The sequence below is a fragment of the Pseudomonas sp. PDM30 genome (genome assembly GCF_019218985.1).
In the GTDB taxonomy this organism is placed as follows: Bacteria; Pseudomonadota; Gammaproteobacteria; order Pseudomonadales; family Pseudomonadaceae; genus Aquipseudomonas; species Aquipseudomonas jessenii.
In genome coordinates this window covers 47,688-66,097 of the sequence record NZ_JAHUWM010000013.1, presented here as the reverse complement: position 1 = coordinate 66,097, position 18,410 = coordinate 47,688, and the positions used below count along the sequence as shown (strand labels likewise).

Below are 18,410 nucleotides of genomic sequence, written 5' to 3'. Positions count from 1 at the left end.
CAGGGCGGTTTCATGCTCTGGGCGCAGCTGCTGGAATATTTCGACACACTGCTTGAAACGGGCTTTACTGGAACAAGTCGTGCGGACTATCGAGGGCTGCATGTGCTCGGCAGCCAGTACTGGCTGGATGCCGAGTTCAAAACTACACCCGTTGTGGTTGAGGAGCAGTCCTTGCCCATGTCCCGGTTTTTCTGCGCCATGCTGTTCGCGCTGCTGCTCGTCGGCTGCGCCACCACGCGCTTGCCCCACGAATTCAGCGAGGCGATACCCGCCAGCGATTCGGTGTTCGGGCGCTCGATCCAGGCTCAGGCCGCCGCGCATGAGGGGCGCTCGGGTTTTCGCTTGCTGCCCAACAGCAGTGAAGCATTCCGGGCGCGCGCGGAGTTGATCCGCAATGCGCAGAAAGCCGTCGATCTGCAGTACTACATCGTGCATAACGGTTTCAGCACTCGGGCGCTGGTGCATGAAATGCTGCTGGCAGCAGATCGCGGCGTACGGGTACGCATCTTGCTCGATGACACTGCCAGCGACGGCCAGGAAGAAGTCATCGCTACCCTGGCGGTGCACCCGAACATCCATATCCGCGTCTTCAACCCTTTGCATCTGGGGCGCAGCACCGTGGTCACTCGAACCATGGGCCGCCTGCTTGATCTTTCCCAACAACACCGACGCATGCACAACAAACTGTGGCTGGCCGACAACAGCACAGCCATCGTCGGCGGACGCAACCTGGGGGATGAATATTTCGACGCCAGGCCCGATCTCAACTTCACCGACATGGACCTGCTGGGCATCGGCCCGGTCGCCGAGCAATTGGGACACAGCTTCGATCAGTACTGGAACAGCGCCTTGAGCCAGTCGATCAGTGACTTCCAGCTCAACAAGCCAACAGCGCAAGACTTGCTCGAAAGCCGCCAACGCCTGGAGCAATCGCTCCAGACCTCACGTATCGAGAGCAAGGCGTTGTACAACCATCTCATGACCTACCAGACTCAACCGCAACTCGAGACCTGGCGCAAGCAGCTGATCTGGGCCCATAGCAAGGCGATGTGGGACGCTCCAAGCAAGGTCCTGGCCAGCGGCGAACCAGCACGCGCGCTATTGATGGCCACACAGCTGCGGCCTGAACTCGATAGCGTCAATAGCGAGCTGATCATGATCTCGGCCTATTTCGTCCCGCAAAAGCCGGGCATGGACTATCTCCTGGGTCGTGCCGATGCCGGCGTTGATGTGCGCCTGCTGACCAACTCACTGGAGGCCACCGATGTGCCGGCGGTGCATGGCGGCTATGCACCGTATCGCAAGACTCTGCTCGAACATGGCGTGAAACTCTATGAGCTGCGGCGCCAGCCGGACGATCCCGGTCGTAGCTCCTCGTTTGGTTTCAGTGGTGGCTCTGACTCCAGCCTGCACACCAAGGCCATGATCCTGGACAGACAGAAAGTGTTCGTCGGCTCGTACAATTTCGACCCGCGTTCAGTGTTCTGGAACACTGAAGTCGGGGTGCTGGTCGATAGTCCCGAACTGGCCGGCTACGTACACCAACTGGCGCTTGAGGGCATGGCGCCGGCCCGGAGTTACCAGGCCCGACTGGAAAACGGCGAAATTGTCTGGCTCACCGAGGACGACGACCGCCTGCATACCTTGCGCAAGGAGCCCGGCGGCAAGTGGCGCAGCTTCAAGGCCTGGCTCAGCGACAAGATCGGCCTGGAGAAAATGCTCTAGATCGAAACCCGGAGTACACCCACTGGCCTCACGCCCGCGTGTGAGCATTCAATCAGAGCGCAGAGCTCAGGGCTTGCGTCAGGCCGCCGTGCAATAGGGACTTACAAAGAAGCCTCTCGATAAGGGTGACGCGATCAAGCTGGATGTCTTCTGACGTTTTTGTCTGCACCTGCATGACTCAGGCGCCTTGCAGTAAACGGAGGGTACCTTATGCCCTTATTTTTGAGGGTAATGAATGAAACAAGGACAGGTTCTGCTGTTGGCATTGTTGATGCTGTTTTTAACGGGGTGCACGACTACACCGCCAAAAGACCAAGGCAATCTCTGCAGTATTTACCGTGAGTATCCCGACTGGTATGAGGACTCGCTGCAAATGCAGAGTGAATATGGGACGCCTCTGCATGTGGCCATGGCGATCATGAAGCAGGAAAGCAGTTACGTGGCGGACGCATTGCCGCCTCGTGACTACCTGCTCTGGGTGATCCCCTGGGGGCGAGTCAGTTCGGCCTACGGTTATGCGCAGGCTCAAGACCCGGTGTGGGGTGAGTACAAGGACAATACTGGCAACGGTGGTTCGCGTGACAGTTTTGACGACGCGATCATGTTTATCGGTTGGTACACCACTGGCACCCAACGTCAGCTCGGAATCTCCAAATGGGACACCTACAATCAGTACCTGGCCTATCACGAGGGGCGTGGGGGCTTTAGCCGCAATACCTATCGCAGTAAACCCTGGCTGATGCAGGTTGCCCAGAAAGTGCAAAAGCAGTCAGAGATTTACAACGCTCAACTTAAAGTGTGTCGCCAAGAGTTGGAAGATGAACGTAGCGGGTGGTTTTAACGCATTTACGAAAAAAACCCCGCATCTCCTGGGGGAAGATGCGAGGAAAAGTATTACACATGGTGAGGAAGGTCGGCCTCCTCGAAAGCAGACTGGCTGTATTCGAAGCGTCCGTTAAAGGTGTCACCTGTAAACCTCACCTTGGCCAACGCCCCCTCGACGCATATTTAAAGTCGAGGGAGAGGGGCGAGCGAAATCAATAATTGTCAAAGACAGATTAATAAATACGGATATGACGTCGTGGATAGCCTCATCGGTGATGGCGTCGCGAGGTCAAGCCTGTTCCAAAAGAAGTCTGGCGGTGCTGATAGGCAAGGGGTGAGGTGCATTGATCCGGCCTTCCAATCTGATCACGAACGCCAAGGCCTCTGCGTAGCTGCGAAACTCAACGCACCACGCGTTCATCCATACATTCCAGCCTTCCGGTTTGCTCGCCTTCTCGATTTTTATCAGCATCCTGGAATCCCTCCATGTGGTGGTTTAGCCTGGTCTCGAACCGGGGAAAACCGAAGTGCGGTGTGTGAATGTTTGTCTGCGTGGCCTGGGTGACGACGCGGGACAAAACAGTAAATCTGCTCAGGAAAGTCAGCCTCTGCAAATGCGGTTTTGATGGCGGTCGAAGCTTTCGTCAAAAACGTCGCCTGCAGGTCCCACCATGGCTAACCCTCCTCCTGGCACATTTAAAGCCGATAGAGGGGAGTGTTTGGAAATTAATAATTATCAAAAATGGATTTACGGCGGCGGGGGGGATTCAGACGTTGGAACCGTGTTTGCGTTCGATTGGGCATTCTCTAAAGCAAGGGCTTGCAAGCGAAAGCGGATGCAAGCCCTTGTTTTTTTCTATTCCATTATTTCTATCTTGATCGTGATTGCCTGATGCTTTTCAGGACGTCGGGTCTGCCTTGCGGCGATCGCTGCCGGCCGGGTTGCCGGTATCGATCAGCCTTCTTTCCAGCAGTACGTTTTCCAGGGCCTGGCGGTCTGACGGGTTCATCTGATGTTCTCGCTCCTTGAGTTCCAACAGTATCGGGGTCGACCACTGGCGGTAGGTTTGTTCAGCACTACGATTGAGTGACATGGGTTCCTCCTTGATCAGGCTCCTGCCAATAAAGGCGCCGCACTTCGATACGCCAAAAAACCCTAGTCGACGAAGCCTGTTCCCGCCACTGCTTTACGTCGGACGGCCATTGCCCCAGATGCCCGTAGCGGCAGTGCGCCGTACGTAGTCGCCAAAGTCGCGCGCCGGCCGTCCCAGCGCCCGCTGTACACCATCGGCCACGGGTGTGTTGCGCCCGTCCAGCACAGTCGTGAAGAGATACAACACCAGGTCGATCAACGCCGGGGGAAGCTGTTCCTGTTCCATTGCCTGTCGATAGGCGTCCCGAGGTACGGCCACGAATTCGATCTTGCGACCGGTGGCGCAAGCAATCTCGGTCACGGCCTGGGCAAAGGTCAACGCCCGAGGGCCGGTAAGTTCATAGAGCTGGTTGGTGTGTCCGGGTTGGGTCAGTGCCGCGACGGCACACTCGGCGATGTCTTCCGCATCGACAAAGGGCTCGGCGACTTGGCCGACGGGGAGTGCAAACTCACCTTGCACAATGGGTTCAAGAAAGTGGGCCTCGCTGAAATTCTGGCAGAACCAACTGGCCCGCAGAATCGTCCAGTCAATCCCGCTGTCCTGTACGACGCGTTCGGCCTGTTGCGCTTCAACTTCGCCGCGCCCGGATAACAAGACCAGTTTGCGGACGCCGCTTTTCACCGCCAGGTCGGTGAACGCCTGGATGGTTTCAACGGCGCCTGGAACGGCGAGATCCGGTTGAAAGGAAATGTAGACGCAATGAACGCCATCGATTACGGCGTCCCAGGTCGATCGATCTTCCCAGTCGAAGGGTGGATTGGCATCGCGCGAACCCCGGCGAACGGGCAGGCCGGCAGTCTCGAGCCGTTGTGTGATGCGCCGTCCGGTTTTGCCGGTGGCGCCGAGGACCAGCGTGATGGGTTGTGCCGTTTTCATCGCGTTCATCTCCATCGATTAATGTGAGTGATGCTCATGTTTAAAAGATGATAGATGCTCATGTTTCGCCGTCAACCCATCAGATCGAATTCCCCGACGTGCGGCATCTGTTGTTGGGCGTAGGGAATGGCGATGCTAAGGTGAGTACATGTCACGTTTTTGATCGGGAACTCACTCGTGCGCAAAAAAACCTCTGAAACCCTCGAACAGCCTGCTGCACAAGCGGTTCGACGCAATCCCACGCAACAGCGCAGCCGCGATCGTCAGGAGCGGATTCTGGCCATGGCCACTCAATTGATCGCGGACAAGGGCAGCGATCAACTCAAGATGAGTGAAATCGCCGAGCGATCCGAGATCTCGATCGGTTCCCTTTATCAGTATTTCCCTGACAAGAGTTCCGTGATCCGTACGCTGGCCGAGCGCTATAACGCTGAAAGCCGTCGTTGCATCGCCGAGGCAATGGAGGCTGTCGAGGATGCCCGGGGTTTGCGCGCCGCCTATTCGCAGTTGCTCGATCAGTATTACGAGATCGTGATGGCGACACCGGTGATGCGTGACATCTGGTCCGGCATGCAGGCCGACAAGCAGTTATTGCAGCTGGAACTGGAGGAGAGTCGGGTTGCCGGAGCCCTGCTGGCCCAGGCGATGCTGCGCGTGTATCCCGACTGCGACGAGCAACAGGTCGAGGAGTCCGCGTTTTTGATCTGGCACCTGGGCGAGGCGACCATGCGGTTGGCGGTCACTTGTGCACCCGTTGAGGGGCGAGCACTGGTCGAGGCGTTCAAGCGCATGTCCCTGCGCGAGATCATGGAGCCCGCGCGCAGGGACATCGACTCGCCGTAAAAACCTGACGGCTACTTCATGCTCCCTAAACGAAGGGTTGGCCGCCAAAGCCACGGGGCAGTCGTTGCAGGCCGGCCATCGCGGTCAGCCGCTCGGTCCAGGCTGAACGCCAGTCATTGGCGGTGTGCACGGCTTTGGCTTTGCGTGCTGCGCGGCGGGCAGCGTTGCGCTCAGCCTTGCGGGCTTCTTTGTAGGCGTCGGTGTTTCGGCAGCTTCGGCATTTCACCCGGTTGAGTTCGCGGGTCGATACGAGGTTGTTGCCGTGGTGACCGCAGGCCAGGTGCCCGCTGACTTTGAAATGAGTGACCATTGGAACGTCTCCTTCGTGACGTGTGAGCGGTTGACTCCACGTGAGCGGGGACGTTCGATTGGTTTTGCGCAACAAAAAATCCCGGTTCCAGGCCGGGTTGTGAGAAGGGATGGAAATCCAGCAGGCAGCCAAGGATGTGGAGACGTACGGTCACCGATCATGCCACCCGAATAGGGCCTTTTCCCGCACCGCGAATCCGTGACGGATCATCTGAACCGGGGCAGAGGCCGGTCGACAGGCTTGAGAGACGACAGCGTGTGCCGGATCAGCGGCGTGTCCTTCTCAATGTCGTTCAGGCGATCACGAATTCTGAGGGCGGTGGGGTGTCCGCCTTGATGATCGACCCAGTCGGCGATTTCCTTGCAGGCTGCGGCCAGGCGAGCCTGACGGGAATCCAGCAAGGTGAGCAGGGTGGTGATGGACTCTTTTTCGGACATGGGAAGCACCTCCGTTCAAGAAACCTGGGTGTGGCAGCAAAAAGCCCGCCTGGGGCGAGCTTTCTGCCGAAAGGGTTACTGATCCTTCAACTATCTCAGTATAGACCCGTTAAAAAATGGTGACGAGCCGTCAACTTTGTCGGGCTGTCACTTGTGATTGAGCGTTCAACTGACGGCAAACACGCACAGCGTCTTCTTCACTATCGTAGCCATCTCCGATGAAGCCTTGGGTGCGGGTATCGGCGATGCGGTACCAGACTGCGGCATCCGGTGGCAGGTGGTCATATTCACCCGCACGGCGACCATGGATGATGATCTTTTTGCAACGCTTCACGACGAAAATGTCTTCCATGGCGTCTCCGCAGCGGATACGTGTTCAGTTCAACTATAGAAGCCATTGGTGATCGTGCAAAAAACAGGCAGGTCAATTCGTCGATTCAGATGCTGCCAGCGTTTTCTGCAGAAAGTTCGCCAGCCCGACTTCCTCGGCCGAGAGTCCCTTGCGCGCTCTCGGCCTGGGCAGTTGCGCCAAAGCGCCCAGAGGGAAGCCATCCAGCACCGCCGGGTGGATATAGCACTTGCGGCACACCGCCGGGGTGTTGCCCAGCTGCCTGGCAACGTCCTTGACCATCTCCACCAGGTGCCGCCTGGCGTCTGTTTCAGGCTCCCAATGCCGCTTGCGCAATATCGCCAGAGCCAGAACGCTGCCAGCCCAGGTGCGGTAGTCCTTGGCGGTGAAATCGGCGCCGCTGAGCGTTTGCAAATAGCTGTTGATGTCGGATGAAGTGACGGTGTGCCGGTCACCGTTTTCATCCAGATACTGAAACAGGTTCTGCCCGGGTATTTCCTGGCAGCGCTTGATGATCCGGGCCAGTCGGCGGTCTTTCACAGTGATCTGGTGTTCGACGCCACTTTTGCCGCGGAACTGGAACAGGATGGCACTGCCGTTGATCTCTACATGGCGGCTGCGCAAGGTCGTCAGGCCGTAGGAACGGTTGTCCCGGGCATATTGGCTGTTGCCGATGCGGATCAGCGTCGAGTCGAGCAGGGTAATGACCGTGGCCATGACTTTGTCGCGACTGAATCCCGGTGCCGCCAATACGGCTTCCAGCCGTTGGCGCAGTTTCGGCAAGGCCAGCCCGAATTCACGCAGGCGCAAGTACTTGTCGGCGTCACGCACCTCCCGCCAGCGGGGGTGATAACGGTATTGCTTGCGACCCCGGGCGTCGTGGCCGGTGGCCTGCAGATGCCCGCGTGGATCGGCGCAAATCCACACCTTGGTATAGGCGGGCGGCACCGCGAGGGTGTTGAGGCGTTCGATTGCGTCGGGGTCGGTGATGCGCTGACCGGCCGGGTCGAAATAGGCGAATTTTCCGCGCAGTTTCCTGCGGGTGATGCCCGGCTGGGTGTCATCGACATAATGCAGGTCAGGTGGCAGTCCATCGGACATGACAAGCGTCCTGGGCAAGGAGTTACGGGGCGTTACAGCCATTGACCTCGCTCCGGTGCAGTCGTGCCTTCGGATTTACGCCAGCACCGCGACCGCTTTGATTTGTGCCCACAGTGGCTGGCCGGGGTGGATGTTCAGTTGATCACGGGAATAACGCGTGATCCGCGCAAGCAATGGCGTGCCGGCGGCGTCCAGGCGAATCAGCACGTGGGCGGCGTTGTCGGCGCTCATTTCGCTGACCACAGTGACCGGCAGGCGATTGAGAATGCTGCTTTGCCCGGTATTGTCCAGGCTCAGGCTCACATCCCGCGCCTGGACCTTGCAGCGCAGTGCCTGGCCCGCATCCAGTGGCGTATGAGGCACACGGATGTTGAGGGTAGTGTCGGGCAATTGCAGGCTCAGCAATTGATAGTCGGCGTCATAAGCGCTGACGCGACCTTCGATCACCACACCCGCGTCATCCCCCATTGCCAGCGGCAAGTCCAGGCGTGCCAGGGTCTGGCCGATCGGGCCGCTGGCCAGTGCCTTGCCGTTGCTGAGCAACACAATATGGTCGGCCAGCCGCGCGACTTCATCCTGGGAGTGGCTGACGTACAGCACCGGGATGTCGAGTTCGTCGTGCAGGCGTTGCAAGTAGGGCAGGATTTCACCTTTGCGTTGGGCATCCAGGGCCGCCAGAGGTTCGTCCATCAACAACAGTTTCGGGCTGGTGAGCAAGGCGCGGGCGATGCCGACGCGCTGTCGCTCACCGCCTGAAAGGTGTTGCGGGTGCCGGTCCAGCAAATGGCCGATGCCCAGCAACTCGGTGGCGTGGGCCATGTCGACCCGGCGTTGCGGCTTGGGGATGCGCTTGAGGCCGAATGCCAGGTTGGCCAGCACCGACAGATGAGGAAACAGGCTGGCTTCCTGGAACACGTAGCCCAGCGCGCGCTTGTGCGGCGCGACGAAGATCCGGTTGTCGCTGTCTTGCCAGACTTCATCGTTGACCTGGACAAAGCCTTGCTCGGCCCGTTCCAGGCCGGCGATGCAGCGCAGGCAAGTGGTCTTGCCAGAGCCGGAGTGGCCGTAAAGCGCAGTGACGCCACGGCCAGGCACCTGCAGATCGACGTCCAGGGCGAAGCCCGAATAACGTAGTTTCAGACGCATTTGAATCATCGGTCAGCTCCAGCCCGCTTTGGTTTTACGACTGGAATACAGCGCCAGCAGGACGACAAACGAGAACACCAGCATTGCCCCGGCCAGCCAATGGGCCTGGGCATATTCCATGGCTTCGACGTGATCGTAGATCTGCACCGAGACCACGCGGGTCTTCTCGGGAATGTTGCCGCCGATCATCAACACCACGCCGAACTCGCCGACGGTGTGGGCAAAGCCGAGAATGGCCGCGGTAATGAAACCAGGGCGGGCCAGGGGCAGTGTCACGCTGAAAAAGGTATCCCAGGGATTGGCCCGCAAGGTCGCGGCCACTTCGAGCGGGCGCGTGCCAATCGAGGAAAAAGCGTTTTGCAGCGGCTGGACCACAAACGGCATCGAATACAGCACCGAACCGATGACCAGCCCCGCAAAACTGAACGTGAGGGTGCCAAGGCCCAGTGATTGGGTGAGCTGGCCAAGGTACCCGTGAGGGCCGAGGGCCAGCAACAGATAGAAACCAATCACCGTCGGTGGCAGCACCAGGGGCAGGGCGACAATCGCCCCGACCGGACCGCGCAACCAGGAGCGGGTGCGCGACAGCCATAACGCAATCGGAGTGCCGACAATCAGCAGGATGACGGTCGTCAGGGACGCCAGTTTCAGGGTCAGCCAGATGGCGGAAAAATCGGCACTCGATAGCGACATTTAGATTTCGTAACCGTAGGACTTGATGACAGCTGCCGCTTTCGGCCCCTTGAGGTAGTCAACCAGTGCCTTGGCGGCCGGGTTGTCCTTGCCCTTGTTGAGAATCACCGCGTCTTGCTTGATCGGGTCGTGCAGGCTGGCGGGAACGATCCAGGCCGAACCGCTGGTGATCTTGCCGTCCTTATAGATCTGCGACAGGGCGACAAATCCCAACTCGGCGTTGCCGGTGGAGACGAACTGGTAGGCCTGGCTGATGTTCTGGCCTTCGACGATCTTGTCCTTGACCTTGTCGGTCAAACCTTCCCTGGCCAGTACCTGGGTCGCCGCCAGGCCATAAGGCGCGGCTTTGGGGTTGGCGATGGACAGGTGCTGGTACTCGTTCTTTTTCAGCACATCGCCCTTGGCATCGACGTAGCCTTCCTTGGCCGACCACAGCGCCAGCGTACCGACGGCGTAGGTGAAGCGCGAACCCTTGACGGAGTCGCCTTCGGCTTCAAGCTTTTTCGGGGTGCTGTCATCTGCCGAGAGGAACACTTCGAACGGCGCGCCGTTTTTGATCTGGGTGTAGAACTGGCCGGTGGCGCCAAAGGAGGCGACCAGTTTATGCCCGGTGTCTTTTTCGAAATCAGCGGCGATGGCCTGGATGGGGGCGGTGAAGTTGGCGGCGACGGCCACCTGGACTTCGTCCGCCTGGGCTGAGCCGAAGGCGAATACGGCGAGAAGGCTCGCCAGGCAGGTCGGGGCAAAACGTGAGGCACGAATGGTCATGAAACGGCTCCGTTAAAGGCAATGGCGGAAGGTTAATCGTTATGTACAAAAATATATAGCGAATTGCCTTTAAACGGAATGTGTTGCCGCAAAATTGTATACAATTTTAATGAGAGTGATGCTCAGGGACGACCTAGCAGTCTCGCTAATCCTTCTTCAGCCAGCTTTCTAGTCAGTGCTTCGGTGGTCAATTCGACCCCGAGGGTAAATGCCTGGCCGGCCCACAGGTTGCTGAAGTCCGCTTCACCTTTGGCCCGCAACGGCATCAGCGCGCCACCGGCAAGGGGGAAGGCCGGGGCCTTGGCGCTCATGGGCCCCAGCTCACGCATCACCCGATTGAGGATGCCCCGGGCCGGGCGGCCGGTGAACACGTTGGTGACGGCCGTCTCGCTTTCCCGGGCGGTTCGCAAGGCTTTGTGATGGGAAGGGCTGACCTTGGCCTCTGGCGTGAACAGGTACGCCGTACCCACCTGCACCGCCGAAGCACCGAGCATGAAGGCCGCGGCGACGCCTCGTGCGTCAGCGATGCCGCCGGCGGCAATCACCGGCACCTTCACCGCATCGACGACTTGGGGCACCAGGGCGAAAGTCCCCACCTGACTGCTCAGGTCATCGCTGAGAAACATTCCGCGATGGCCCCCGGCTTCGTAGCCCATGGCAATGATTGCATCACAACCATGCTGTTCCAGCCACACGGCTTCTGCGACGGTGGTGGCCGAGGACAGCACCTTCGCGCCGGTGGCCTTGACCCGGTCGAGCAGGGATTTTTCCGGCAGGCCAAAGTGGAAACTCACCACTTCAGGGCGAAACGCTTCGACCACTTCGCAGGCCGCATTATCGAACGGCGCCCGGTTGGACACCGGCGTCGGCGCATCGAAGTCGGCGCCGAGTTCCTGGTAGTAAGGTTGCAAGAGGTTTTTCCAGTCCTGCGCGCGTTGCTCATCCGGAGCCGGTGGCCGATGACAGAAGAAGTTGACGTTGATCGGGCGCCGGGTGTGTTGGCGGATGGTTTTGAGCTCTTCGCGCAGTTGATCCGTGCTGAGCATCGCCGCTGGCATCGAGCCCAGGCCGCCGGCATTGCAGGTTGCAATCACCATGGAAGAGTTTGTGGCACCGGCCATCGGCCCCTGAATGATCGGCAGTTCGATCCCGAGCAGGTCAAGAATGCGGGTATCTGGCCATTGGTTCATGTGCTGTGTTCTCCGACGTTGAATCCGGGTAGGGGCGGTAGAGCAGGATTTGTAACGCAACGACTGGCGCAAGGCCAGTCGTCATTTCGGCGGGTGAGGCTTATGTGTTATTTCAATTGCACCACCCACAGACTGATTCCATTGAGAGGCCGTAATGTTCAAAGGCATTTTGATCGACAAAGACGACAGCGGTTACCGGGCCACACTGCAAGAGATCCAGGACGATCAGTTACCCGAGGGCGATGTCACGGTGCGTGTGGCCTACAGCACGCTGAACTTCAAGGATGGCCTGGCGATTACCGGCAGCAGTCCGGTGGTGCGCAAATTCCCGATGGTGCCGGGGATCGACCTGGCCGGTGTCGTCGAAGTCAGCGCGCATCCGGACTACAAGGTCGGTGACCAGGTCCTGCTCAATGGCTGGGGCGTGGGTGAAGGGCATTGGGGTGGATTGGCGCAGAAGGCTCGCCTGAACGGTGACTGGCTGATAGCGCTGCCCAAGGCGTTTACCGCGGCCCAGGCGATGGCCATCGGTACGGCGGGCTACACGGCCATGCTGTGCATCCTGGCACTGGAGCACAACGGCGTGAAGCCCGGGCAGGGCGACATTCTGGTGACTGGCGCCAACGGTGGCGTCGGCAGTTTTGCCATCGCCTTGCTGAGCAGGCTCGGCTACCGGGTGGTCGCGTCCACCGGACGGACCTCGGAGCACGACTACCTGAAGCAACTGGGCGCCAGCGAAATCATCGATCGCGCCACCTTGTCCGCGCCGGGCAAGCCGTTGGCCAAGGAGCGCTGGGCGGCCGTCATCGACTCGGTCGGCAGCCACACCCTGGCCAATGCGTGTGCCAGCACCCAGGCCAACGGCACCGTCGCGGCCTGCGGTCTGGCCCAGGGCATGGACTTTCCCGCATCCGTTGCGCCGTTCATCTTGCGCGGCGTGACCCTGGCTGGCATCAACAGCGTGACCCAGCCCAAAGCCAAGCGCGTGGAAGCCTGGAATCGCCTGGCCCGGGATCTGGACTTCAATCTGTTGCCACTGATCAGTCACGAAATCGGCTTGAGCGAAGCCATCGAGGCCGCGTCACGCTTGCTTGCCGGGCAGTTGCGCGGGCGCGTGGTGGTGGATGTGAACCGCTGATCACTGCGATTCGCGCTGCAGCAATTGACGTTTGCGCTCGACACCCCAGCGATAGCCCGACAGATTGCCATCGCTGCGCACCACGCGATGGCAAGGGATCGCCACGGCCAGGCTGTTCGCGCCGCAGGCCTGGGCCACGGCGCGAACGGCTTTTGGTTGACCGATGCGTTGGGCGACATCGGCATAGCTGGCGGTGCTGCCCACGGGAATCTCCCGCAGCGCTTGCCAGACACGCTCCTGAAACGCCGTGCCGCGTACGTCCAGCGGCAAATCAAGGCCAATGGCCGGCGCCTCGATAAAGCCGACGACCCGGGCAATCAATTGCTCGAACTCATGATCGGCACCGATCAGGTTGGCGCGGCGGAATTTGTCTTGCAGATCACAGACCAGTTGGTGCGGATCATCGCCCAGCAGGATCGCACAGACCCCACGCTCACTCTGTGCCACCAGAATCGCGCCCAGCGAACACTGGCCGACGGCAAAACGAATGTCGTTGTTTTGACCGGCCGCGCGGTAGTCTCCGGGTTTCATTCCCAGCAGTTGGTCTGCCGCTTCATAAAACCGGCTGTTGGAGTTGAAGCCGGCGTCATACAGGGCATCGGTCACCGAGCCGCCGTCCGCCAGTCGCTCGCGTACCTTGCGTGAACGATGGGCATCGGCGTAGCCCTTGGGCGTCAGGCCGGTGACGGCTTTGAACACGCGATGGAAATGGAAGCTGCTCAGGCCCGCCGCCTCGGCCAATTCGCCCAGGGCGGGTAGCGTTTGCGCGCTTTCGATCTGGCGGCACGCGGCGGCCACGGTGGCGGCATGTTGCGCGGCGAGTTCGCTCTGATCCTTCGTCGCGCGTTTGCTCGGACGATAACCCGCGGCCCGGGCCTGTTCGGCGCTATCGAAGAATTCGACATTGTGTGGTTTGGGCAAGCGCGCGAGGCTGCTGGGGTTGCAGTAGATGCCTGTGGTCTTCACGGCATAGACAAACTGCCCGTCAGCCTTGGAGTCGCGCGCAACCACGGCTGCCCAGCGCGGATCGTTTTCAGTGGCGATTTTGGTCGATCGGGTTGTCATGGCGTCACGTCCATTGAGGGGTTGCCTGCACATTAACCGTGGGGCAGTTGCCACACACTCCGGCGCTTGCGGTCAAATTCGAAGGCTTTATCCGGCGGTACGGAAGGTGAAGTTGATGCGTTGCTCGCCCAGTTTCGGATGATGGCCGTCCTTGATCGGCAACACGCCGTGATAACGCAGGCGATCCACGCCACCCCAGACCACGATGTCGCCATGGAACAGGGGAACGCGCTGACTTTTGTCGCTGCGTGCAAAACCGCCGAACAGGAACATCGCCGGCAAACCCAGGGATACCGAAACGATGGGGGCGGCGTAGGAATGTTCGTCCTTATCCTGATGCAATGACATTTTTGCCCCGGGGATATAACGGTTGATCAGGCAGGAATCCGGCGCAAAACCGGTGAACCCTGCTGCCTGCGCCGCCGCTTGCGCCAGTTGGAAAAACACCTCGGGCATCATTGGCCAGGGCTTTGCGGTGTCTGGATCGAGGCGAGTGTACCGATAACCGCTGCGGTCAGTGGTCCAGCCGAATTGGCCACAACTGCTCAGGGCGACCGACATGGTAAAACCGCCGGGTGTGACCATCTGCCGAAACGGCGCGGCCGCCAGCACTTCTTCCAGGGCAGGCAGCAAACGCGCCAGCCAGGGCAGGGCGAAGCCTCTGAGCACGTAGGACTGTTCGCCGATCTGCTCGCGCCTGGGCTGTTGCTCGGGTTCTGCATCGGCAAACAGATCGAAAGTCTGCGGATTCATGGGTTCATGACGCATCGTGAAAGATGATTCCAAGGGTATGCCGTTTACCGCTGTGCAGGCGACTCACGCCGTGACGCAGGGTAACGCGGTAGTAACCGCGAGTGCCTTTGACCGGACGCTGGTTGACCGCAAAGATAAGCCCGTCACCTTTCTTCAGGCCGATGACCATCGGGCGTGACTGCATTCGCGGGCGCTGTTCAGTCAGGACAAATTCGCCGCCGGTGAAGTCTTGATCCGGGTCTGACAGCAGGATCGCCACTTGCAGCGGGAAAACGTGCTCACCGTACAGATCCTGATGCAAACAGTTGTAGTCCTGCGGACCATATTGCAGCAACAAGGGTGTCGGACGGTTCTGACCAGCGGCATGGCAGCGATCAAGGAAGGCTGGAAGGGTTTCAGGAAAACGCTCCGGCAAGCCCATCTGTTCATGCCAGCGATTGGCGATGGGCACCAGTCGTGGGTAGAGCGCGCTACGCAAGCGGGCCACAAGTTCCGGCAAGGGGTAGTTGAAATACTTGTACTCGCCTCGGCCGAACCCGTGGCGAGCCATCACCACGTGGGAGCGAAACAGTTCGGTGCGAGGGTACCAGGCGCTGACCTGCCCGCAAGCCTTGTGACTCAGCAGTGACGGGATGACGGCGCAGCCGTCCTGATCAAGTTGCTGCTCCAGCCGGGGCCAGTCCAGTCTGTCCAGATATTGCTCGCTCATTGCCGGGCCTCTTGTGATGGAGGTGGTCAGTCTGCAAGGCAAAAATAAAACTGGCACTCCGCTGCTTGCGGTCGAACTGCGAGCGGGAGCCGACGTCCATTGTCGCTCCGGATCGTGTTACAACGCTTTGCTGACGCTGATGTCGCTGATGACGTCGTCTTGTCCATGAATGGCGTCCAGCGCCGCCTTGGCTTCTTCCTGGGTGCCGTTTTCAAGCTGGGCAAACTCGAAGCGGCGCTCACCGTTGAGTTTATATTTGATGACGTACTTGGTCGTTTGGGCCACGGTTGTCTCTGCCTGTCTTGTGTTTCGGGTTCGCTGATCAGCTCAGTTTCGTGCTGGAGCGGCGAATGATTTTGATCGAGTGCGTCAGGGTGGGTTTGCGCGTCACGCTGATAGCGCGGCGGTTGACGGTGTCGATCGTGATGTTCCAGAAACCGGTGCTCGGGGCTGTGATGCGGGCTGGAAACGTGTCGAATGCACCGCCGTGATAGGTGTGACGACCGCCATTCTTGAAGCTGCGGAAGTTGGCGTCGTTCATCAAGCGGATGTTGCACATTTGGGAGCATTGAATGACGACGATGTCGTCTTCATTGAGGTGCTCGCGCTGATGGATAAATTTCATGAGGCGCCTCCAGAAGGGCTTTTTCTACAAAATCAAAACGATAGCATGGGCGATAGGCGCAGTTTATCAGCCCGAACGCCTTATTATCCGACCGCTTCGACAATAAAAAACGCTTATTTCACATTTGATGAGCGATAAAGCAGTTTGTCTCGGAGAAAAATCGCAGTTGCGCTGTCCGAGGGTCTTTAATGGAGGTTTGGTATGAAGTGGGGTTTGTGGTTGTTGCCGATGGCATTGACGATCAGTGGTTGCGCGAACGTCTCGGACATCAACGAGTCCTTGCCGACGATGAACGTGATTTCTGGCAAGAAGCCCCATGAATACGCGCAATGCCTGAGCGAAAAACTGGCCGATAGCCGAGGCGCCTTGCAGATCCAGTCGCACAAGGATGGCTTGCGCGTGATCGTGCCGCTCAAGTTTTCCGTGGGGCCATCTGCCGTGTTTGACATCGAAGAACGCTCCGGCGGCAGCAGCATCAAGCTGCACGAGAGCATGTCCAATGTCCCGGTGCGGCCAAAGGATGTGCAGAAGGCTGCCAACGAGTGCATTTCCGGCTGATAGACTATCGACCATCAGCACCGATGCCGCCAAAGCCCTGCTTTGGCGGCATCGTTATTTCTGGAGTCGAACATGAAGCGAGAGCAGGTCCGGGAGCGGCATGCAGAGGGTTTAATCTCTGCCACCCATGTGATTCAGAATCCGGCGGAGCTGGGGGAATGGATCGTGTTTTTCAAGAAAAGCGCCGGGCGCAGCTATTTCCTGGTGGATGACAATGATGAAGTCGAGTCCTTCAGCCGCCTTGATGATCTGATCGATACCGTGCGCGGGCTTGGAATCAAATTCGCCGAAATCCATATGTAGGGCGCGGCGCGTTACCTGCAGATCACCACGACGTTACGGCTCTTGTAGTTACCGACGTCGGCGCCGAGGGTCTTTTCGCTCTCCTTGAGCGAGGGGGTGCCATCGGTTCCGACAATCTTGTAGCCGGTGCCCGCGCAGGACGCATCGGCCTTTTCGTAGCACGCCGCCCAAGAGTTGGCTTCCCCGGAGCAGTCAATCGATAGGCCTTGCTCTCCGTTAGCCAGGTAGGTTTGTTCCGACGTTGCGCAGCCGCTCAGGGCCAATACCGTCAGCAAAGGCAAAACTTTATTCATGGCTTGATCATCGTCAGGGGGGGGGCTAAGGCTGAGACAGCGCCGGATTCAAAAGGTTATAGCCAAAGGCCACTTCTTTTTCGGTATTCATAAAAAAGCCCTGCGCCATGGCAGGGCTTTTTGCATCGGGCGTCGATCAGCTCTTGTCTTTGCCGCGTCGCTTGGGTTCCGGGTGCTCAAGTTCCAGCACCGAGGCCACTTCGATTGCCAGGGCTTCGGAAGGGAACGGCCCGGCGATATTTTCACCGGCGACACTGGCCACCCACCATTGGCCGTCTTTCTCCTGATTGATCAGGAATCCGTTGACGCTTTTTACTGCCGACATCTACTTGCCTCGTTGTCTGGTTCAATCGCGCCATGATACCGCCAAACACACTCAAGGGGTGCCGATGGGCGTATGGTGATGGGTTCCGGGCGGTAGAAACCGTGCATTTGCGCAAGTCTCTGCTATGCATAAGAGGCTGCGCAGCGACCTGCGCACTCCCGCAGGGAACTATCGGCAAGAATATTTCTCTATGTTGGCATCGGTTAGCCAGCGCGGGGCATTGTAAGGTGCACGCCGCCTGATTAGACTGCGCCGAAACTCGTACACACAGCCCTTTCAAGGACTTATATGATCAAGAAATGCTTGTTCCCAGCAGCCGGTTACGGTACTCGCTTCCTGCCAGCGACTAAAGCCATGCCCAAAGAAATGCTGCCGGTGGTGAACAAGCCACTGATCCAGTACGGCGTCGAAGAAGCACTGGATGCCGGCTTGACCGAAATCTCCATCGTCACCGGTCGCGGCAAGCGCGCCCTGGAAGACCACTTCGACATCAGCTACGAGCTGGAAAACCAGATCAAGGGCACCGACAAGGAGAAATACCTGGTCGGCATCCGCAAGCTGCTCGACGAGTGCTCGTTCTCCTACACCCGCCAGACCGAAATGAAAGGCCTGGGCCACGCGATCCTCACCGGCCGTCCACTGATCGGTGATGAGCCGTTCGCCGTGGTACTGGCGGACGACCTGTGCGTCAACCTCGAAGGCGACGGCGTTCTGACCCAGATGGTCAAGCTGTACAAGCAGTTCCGCTGCTCGATCGTGGCCATCCAGGAAGTCGATCCGTCCGAGACCAACAAGTACGGCGTAATCGCCGGCGAGATGATCCGCGACGACATCTACCGCGTACACAGCATGGTTGAAAAACCAAAGCCGGAAGACGCACCGTCGAACCTGGCCATCATCGGCCGCTACATCCTGACCCCGGACATCTTCGACCTGATCGAACAGACCGAGCCAGGCAAGGGCGGCGAAATCCAGATCACCGACGCCCTGATGAAACAGGCCCAGAACGGCTGCGTGATGGCCTACAAGTTCAAGGGCAAGCGTTTCGACTGCGGCGGCGCCGAAGGCTACATCGACGCGACCAACTTCTGCTTCGAGAACTTCTACAAGACGGGCAAGGCGTACTGATAGCCTGAGTTGCTCGTGTTGGAAATCGAACTCCGCTCTGTGTAAAAAACACAGGTGAGGGATAAAGCAAACGCCCCGACTTCGTTCGGGGCGTTT

General features: G+C 59.0%; 26 protein-coding genes. 8 read left to right on the top strand and 18 right to left on the bottom strand.

Annotation, left to right across the window (positions count from 1 at the left end):
- Positions 1–177 precede the first annotated feature (177 nt).
- Complete coding sequence (locus KW840_RS25415) at positions 178–1,725, top strand: phospholipase D family protein (RefSeq protein WP_218498207.1); 1,548 nt, start codon at positions 178–180, stop codon at positions 1,723–1,725.
- Positions 1,726–1,960: 235 nt separating this feature from the next.
- Positions 1,961–2,566 (top strand): hypothetical protein, encoded by a 606-nt coding sequence (locus KW840_RS25410; RefSeq protein WP_218498170.1) that lies wholly within the window; start codon positions 1,961–1,963, stop codon positions 2,564–2,566.
- Positions 2,567–2,839: 273 nt separating this feature from the next.
- Here the strand turns inward: KW840_RS25410 and KW840_RS25405 are convergent, their stop codons facing one another.
- Positions 2,840–3,022, bottom strand: a complete 183-nt coding sequence (locus KW840_RS25405) for a hypothetical protein (RefSeq protein WP_057714641.1) — start codon at positions 3,020–3,022, stop codon at positions 2,840–2,842.
- 199 nt (positions 3,023–3,221) lie between these two features.
- Here KW840_RS25405 and KW840_RS25400 point away from each other — a divergent pair, with 199 nt between their 5' ends.
- Entirely contained in the window at positions 3,222–3,443 is a 222-nt protein-coding gene (locus tag KW840_RS25400) for a hypothetical protein (RefSeq protein WP_131726862.1), read from the top strand.
- A 6-nt stretch (positions 3,444–3,449) separates the two neighbouring features.
- On the opposite strand, the gene KW840_RS25395 is transcribed toward KW840_RS25400, so the two are convergent.
- Together KW840_RS25395 and KW840_RS25390 are read right to left on the bottom strand one after the other, a co-directional pair.
- Positions 3,450–3,644, bottom strand: a complete 195-nt coding sequence (locus KW840_RS25395; protein WP_090455493.1) for a hypothetical protein — start codon at positions 3,642–3,644, stop codon at positions 3,450–3,452.
- 93 nt (positions 3,645–3,737) lie between these two features.
- Positions 3,738–4,580 (bottom strand): NAD(P)H-binding protein, encoded by an 843-nt coding sequence (locus tag KW840_RS25390; RefSeq protein ID WP_218498169.1) that lies wholly within the window; start codon positions 4,578–4,580, stop codon positions 3,738–3,740.
- Positions 4,581–4,757: 177 nt separating this feature from the next.
- Here KW840_RS25390 and KW840_RS25385 point away from each other — a divergent pair, with 177 nt between their 5' ends.
- Entirely contained in the window at positions 4,758–5,423 is a 666-nt protein-coding gene (locus tag KW840_RS25385; protein ID WP_218498168.1) for a TetR family transcriptional regulator, read from the top strand.
- 25 nt (positions 5,424–5,448) lie between these two features.
- Here the strand turns inward: KW840_RS25385 and KW840_RS25380 are convergent, their stop codons facing one another.
- From KW840_RS25380 to KW840_RS25345, 8 genes are all read right to left on the bottom strand, one after another.
- Complete coding sequence (locus KW840_RS25380) at positions 5,449–5,733, bottom strand: hypothetical protein (RefSeq protein ID WP_057714648.1); 285 nt, start codon at positions 5,731–5,733, stop codon at positions 5,449–5,451.
- Positions 5,734–5,939: 206 nt separating this feature from the next.
- The gene (locus KW840_RS25375) at positions 5,940–6,170 is read right to left on the bottom strand and encodes a hypothetical protein (RefSeq protein WP_057714650.1); all 231 of its coding nucleotides are present in this window, start codon (positions 6,168–6,170) and stop codon (positions 5,940–5,942) included.
- Between the two features lie 130 nt (positions 6,171–6,300).
- Positions 6,301–6,522 (bottom strand): hypothetical protein, encoded by a 222-nt coding sequence (locus KW840_RS25370; protein ID WP_090455487.1) that lies wholly within the window; start codon positions 6,520–6,522, stop codon positions 6,301–6,303.
- 72 nt (positions 6,523–6,594) lie between these two features.
- Entirely contained in the window at positions 6,595–7,620 is a 1,026-nt protein-coding gene (locus tag KW840_RS25365; protein WP_218498167.1) for a DNA topoisomerase IB, read from the bottom strand.
- A 75-nt stretch (positions 7,621–7,695) separates the two neighbouring features.
- Entirely contained in the window at positions 7,696–8,775 is a 1,080-nt protein-coding gene (gene modC, locus KW840_RS25360) for a molybdenum ABC transporter ATP-binding protein (protein ID WP_154859819.1), read from the bottom strand.
- Between the two features lie 3 nt (positions 8,776–8,778).
- Entirely contained in the window at positions 8,779–9,459 is a 681-nt protein-coding gene (modB, locus tag KW840_RS25355) for a molybdate ABC transporter permease subunit (RefSeq protein ID WP_090455483.1), read from the bottom strand.
- A complete protein-coding gene (gene modA / locus KW840_RS25350) occupies positions 9,460–10,227 on the bottom strand; it encodes a molybdate ABC transporter substrate-binding protein (RefSeq protein WP_150814103.1) in 768 nt (255 codons plus the stop codon). It abuts the gene before it with no gap.
- Between the two features lie 122 nt (positions 10,228–10,349).
- The gene (locus KW840_RS25345; protein WP_218498166.1) at positions 10,350–11,417 is read right to left on the bottom strand and encodes a nitronate monooxygenase family protein; all 1,068 of its coding nucleotides are present in this window, start codon (positions 11,415–11,417) and stop codon (positions 10,350–10,352) included.
- A 154-nt stretch (positions 11,418–11,571) separates the two neighbouring features.
- Here KW840_RS25345 and KW840_RS25340 point away from each other — a divergent pair, with 154 nt between their 5' ends.
- Positions 11,572–12,555 carry an MDR family oxidoreductase gene (locus tag KW840_RS25340; protein WP_218498165.1) on the top strand — a complete coding sequence of 328 codons (984 nt, stop codon included), beginning with the start codon at positions 11,572–11,574 and terminating at the stop codon, positions 12,553–12,555.
- On the opposite strand, the gene ada is transcribed toward KW840_RS25340, so the two are convergent.
- From ada to KW840_RS25315, 5 genes are all read right to left on the bottom strand, one after another.
- Positions 12,556–13,620 carry a bifunctional DNA-binding transcriptional regulator/O6-methylguanine-DNA methyltransferase Ada gene (gene ada / locus KW840_RS25335; RefSeq protein ID WP_218498164.1) on the bottom strand — a complete coding sequence of 355 codons (1,065 nt, stop codon included), beginning with the start codon at positions 13,618–13,620 and terminating at the stop codon, positions 12,556–12,558.
- Between the two features lie 87 nt (positions 13,621–13,707).
- Positions 13,708–14,388, bottom strand: a complete 681-nt coding sequence (alkB, locus tag KW840_RS25330) for a DNA oxidative demethylase AlkB (protein ID WP_218498163.1) — start codon at positions 14,386–14,388, stop codon at positions 13,708–13,710.
- Entirely contained in the window at positions 14,378–15,082 is a 705-nt protein-coding gene (locus KW840_RS25325) for a 2OG-Fe(II) oxygenase (protein WP_218498162.1), read from the bottom strand. Before KW840_RS25325 ends, alkB begins: the two co-directional genes overlap by 11 nt.
- A 117-nt stretch (positions 15,083–15,199) precedes the next feature.
- Positions 15,200–15,367, bottom strand: a complete 168-nt coding sequence (locus tag KW840_RS25320; protein WP_090455470.1) for a hypothetical protein — start codon at positions 15,365–15,367, stop codon at positions 15,200–15,202.
- A 37-nt stretch (positions 15,368–15,404) separates the two neighbouring features.
- Positions 15,405–15,707: a DUF1883 domain-containing protein gene (locus KW840_RS25315; RefSeq protein ID WP_007912251.1), complete on the bottom strand. Its 303-nt coding sequence runs from the start codon at positions 15,705–15,707 to the stop codon at positions 15,405–15,407.
- 201 nt (positions 15,708–15,908) lie between these two features.
- On the opposite strand from KW840_RS25315, the gene KW840_RS25310 reads away from it, so the two are divergent.
- A complete protein-coding gene (locus tag KW840_RS25310; protein WP_057714660.1) occupies positions 15,909–16,265 on the top strand; it encodes a hypothetical protein in 357 nt (118 codons plus the stop codon).
- Between the two features lie 72 nt (positions 16,266–16,337).
- A complete protein-coding gene (locus tag KW840_RS25305; RefSeq protein WP_008053025.1) occupies positions 16,338–16,568 on the top strand; it encodes a hypothetical protein in 231 nt (76 codons plus the stop codon).
- 11 nt (positions 16,569–16,579) lie between these two features.
- On the opposite strand, the gene KW840_RS25300 is transcribed toward KW840_RS25305, so the two are convergent.
- Together KW840_RS25300 and KW840_RS25295 are read right to left on the bottom strand one after the other, a co-directional pair.
- On the bottom strand, positions 16,580–16,861 hold the full coding sequence (locus tag KW840_RS25300) for a hypothetical protein (RefSeq protein WP_057714661.1): 282 nt from the start codon (positions 16,859–16,861) through the stop codon (positions 16,580–16,582).
- A 136-nt stretch (positions 16,862–16,997) separates the two neighbouring features.
- Positions 16,998–17,186 carry a hypothetical protein gene (locus KW840_RS25295; RefSeq protein ID WP_007985505.1) on the bottom strand — a complete coding sequence of 63 codons (189 nt, stop codon included), beginning with the start codon at positions 17,184–17,186 and terminating at the stop codon, positions 16,998–17,000.
- Between the two features lie 288 nt (positions 17,187–17,474).
- Between KW840_RS25295 and galU the strand changes: the two genes are divergently transcribed.
- Complete coding sequence (galU, locus tag KW840_RS25290) at positions 17,475–18,314, top strand: UTP--glucose-1-phosphate uridylyltransferase GalU (protein WP_056724500.1); 840 nt, start codon at positions 17,475–17,477, stop codon at positions 18,312–18,314.
- The last annotated feature ends 96 nt before the right edge of the window (positions 18,315–18,410 follow it).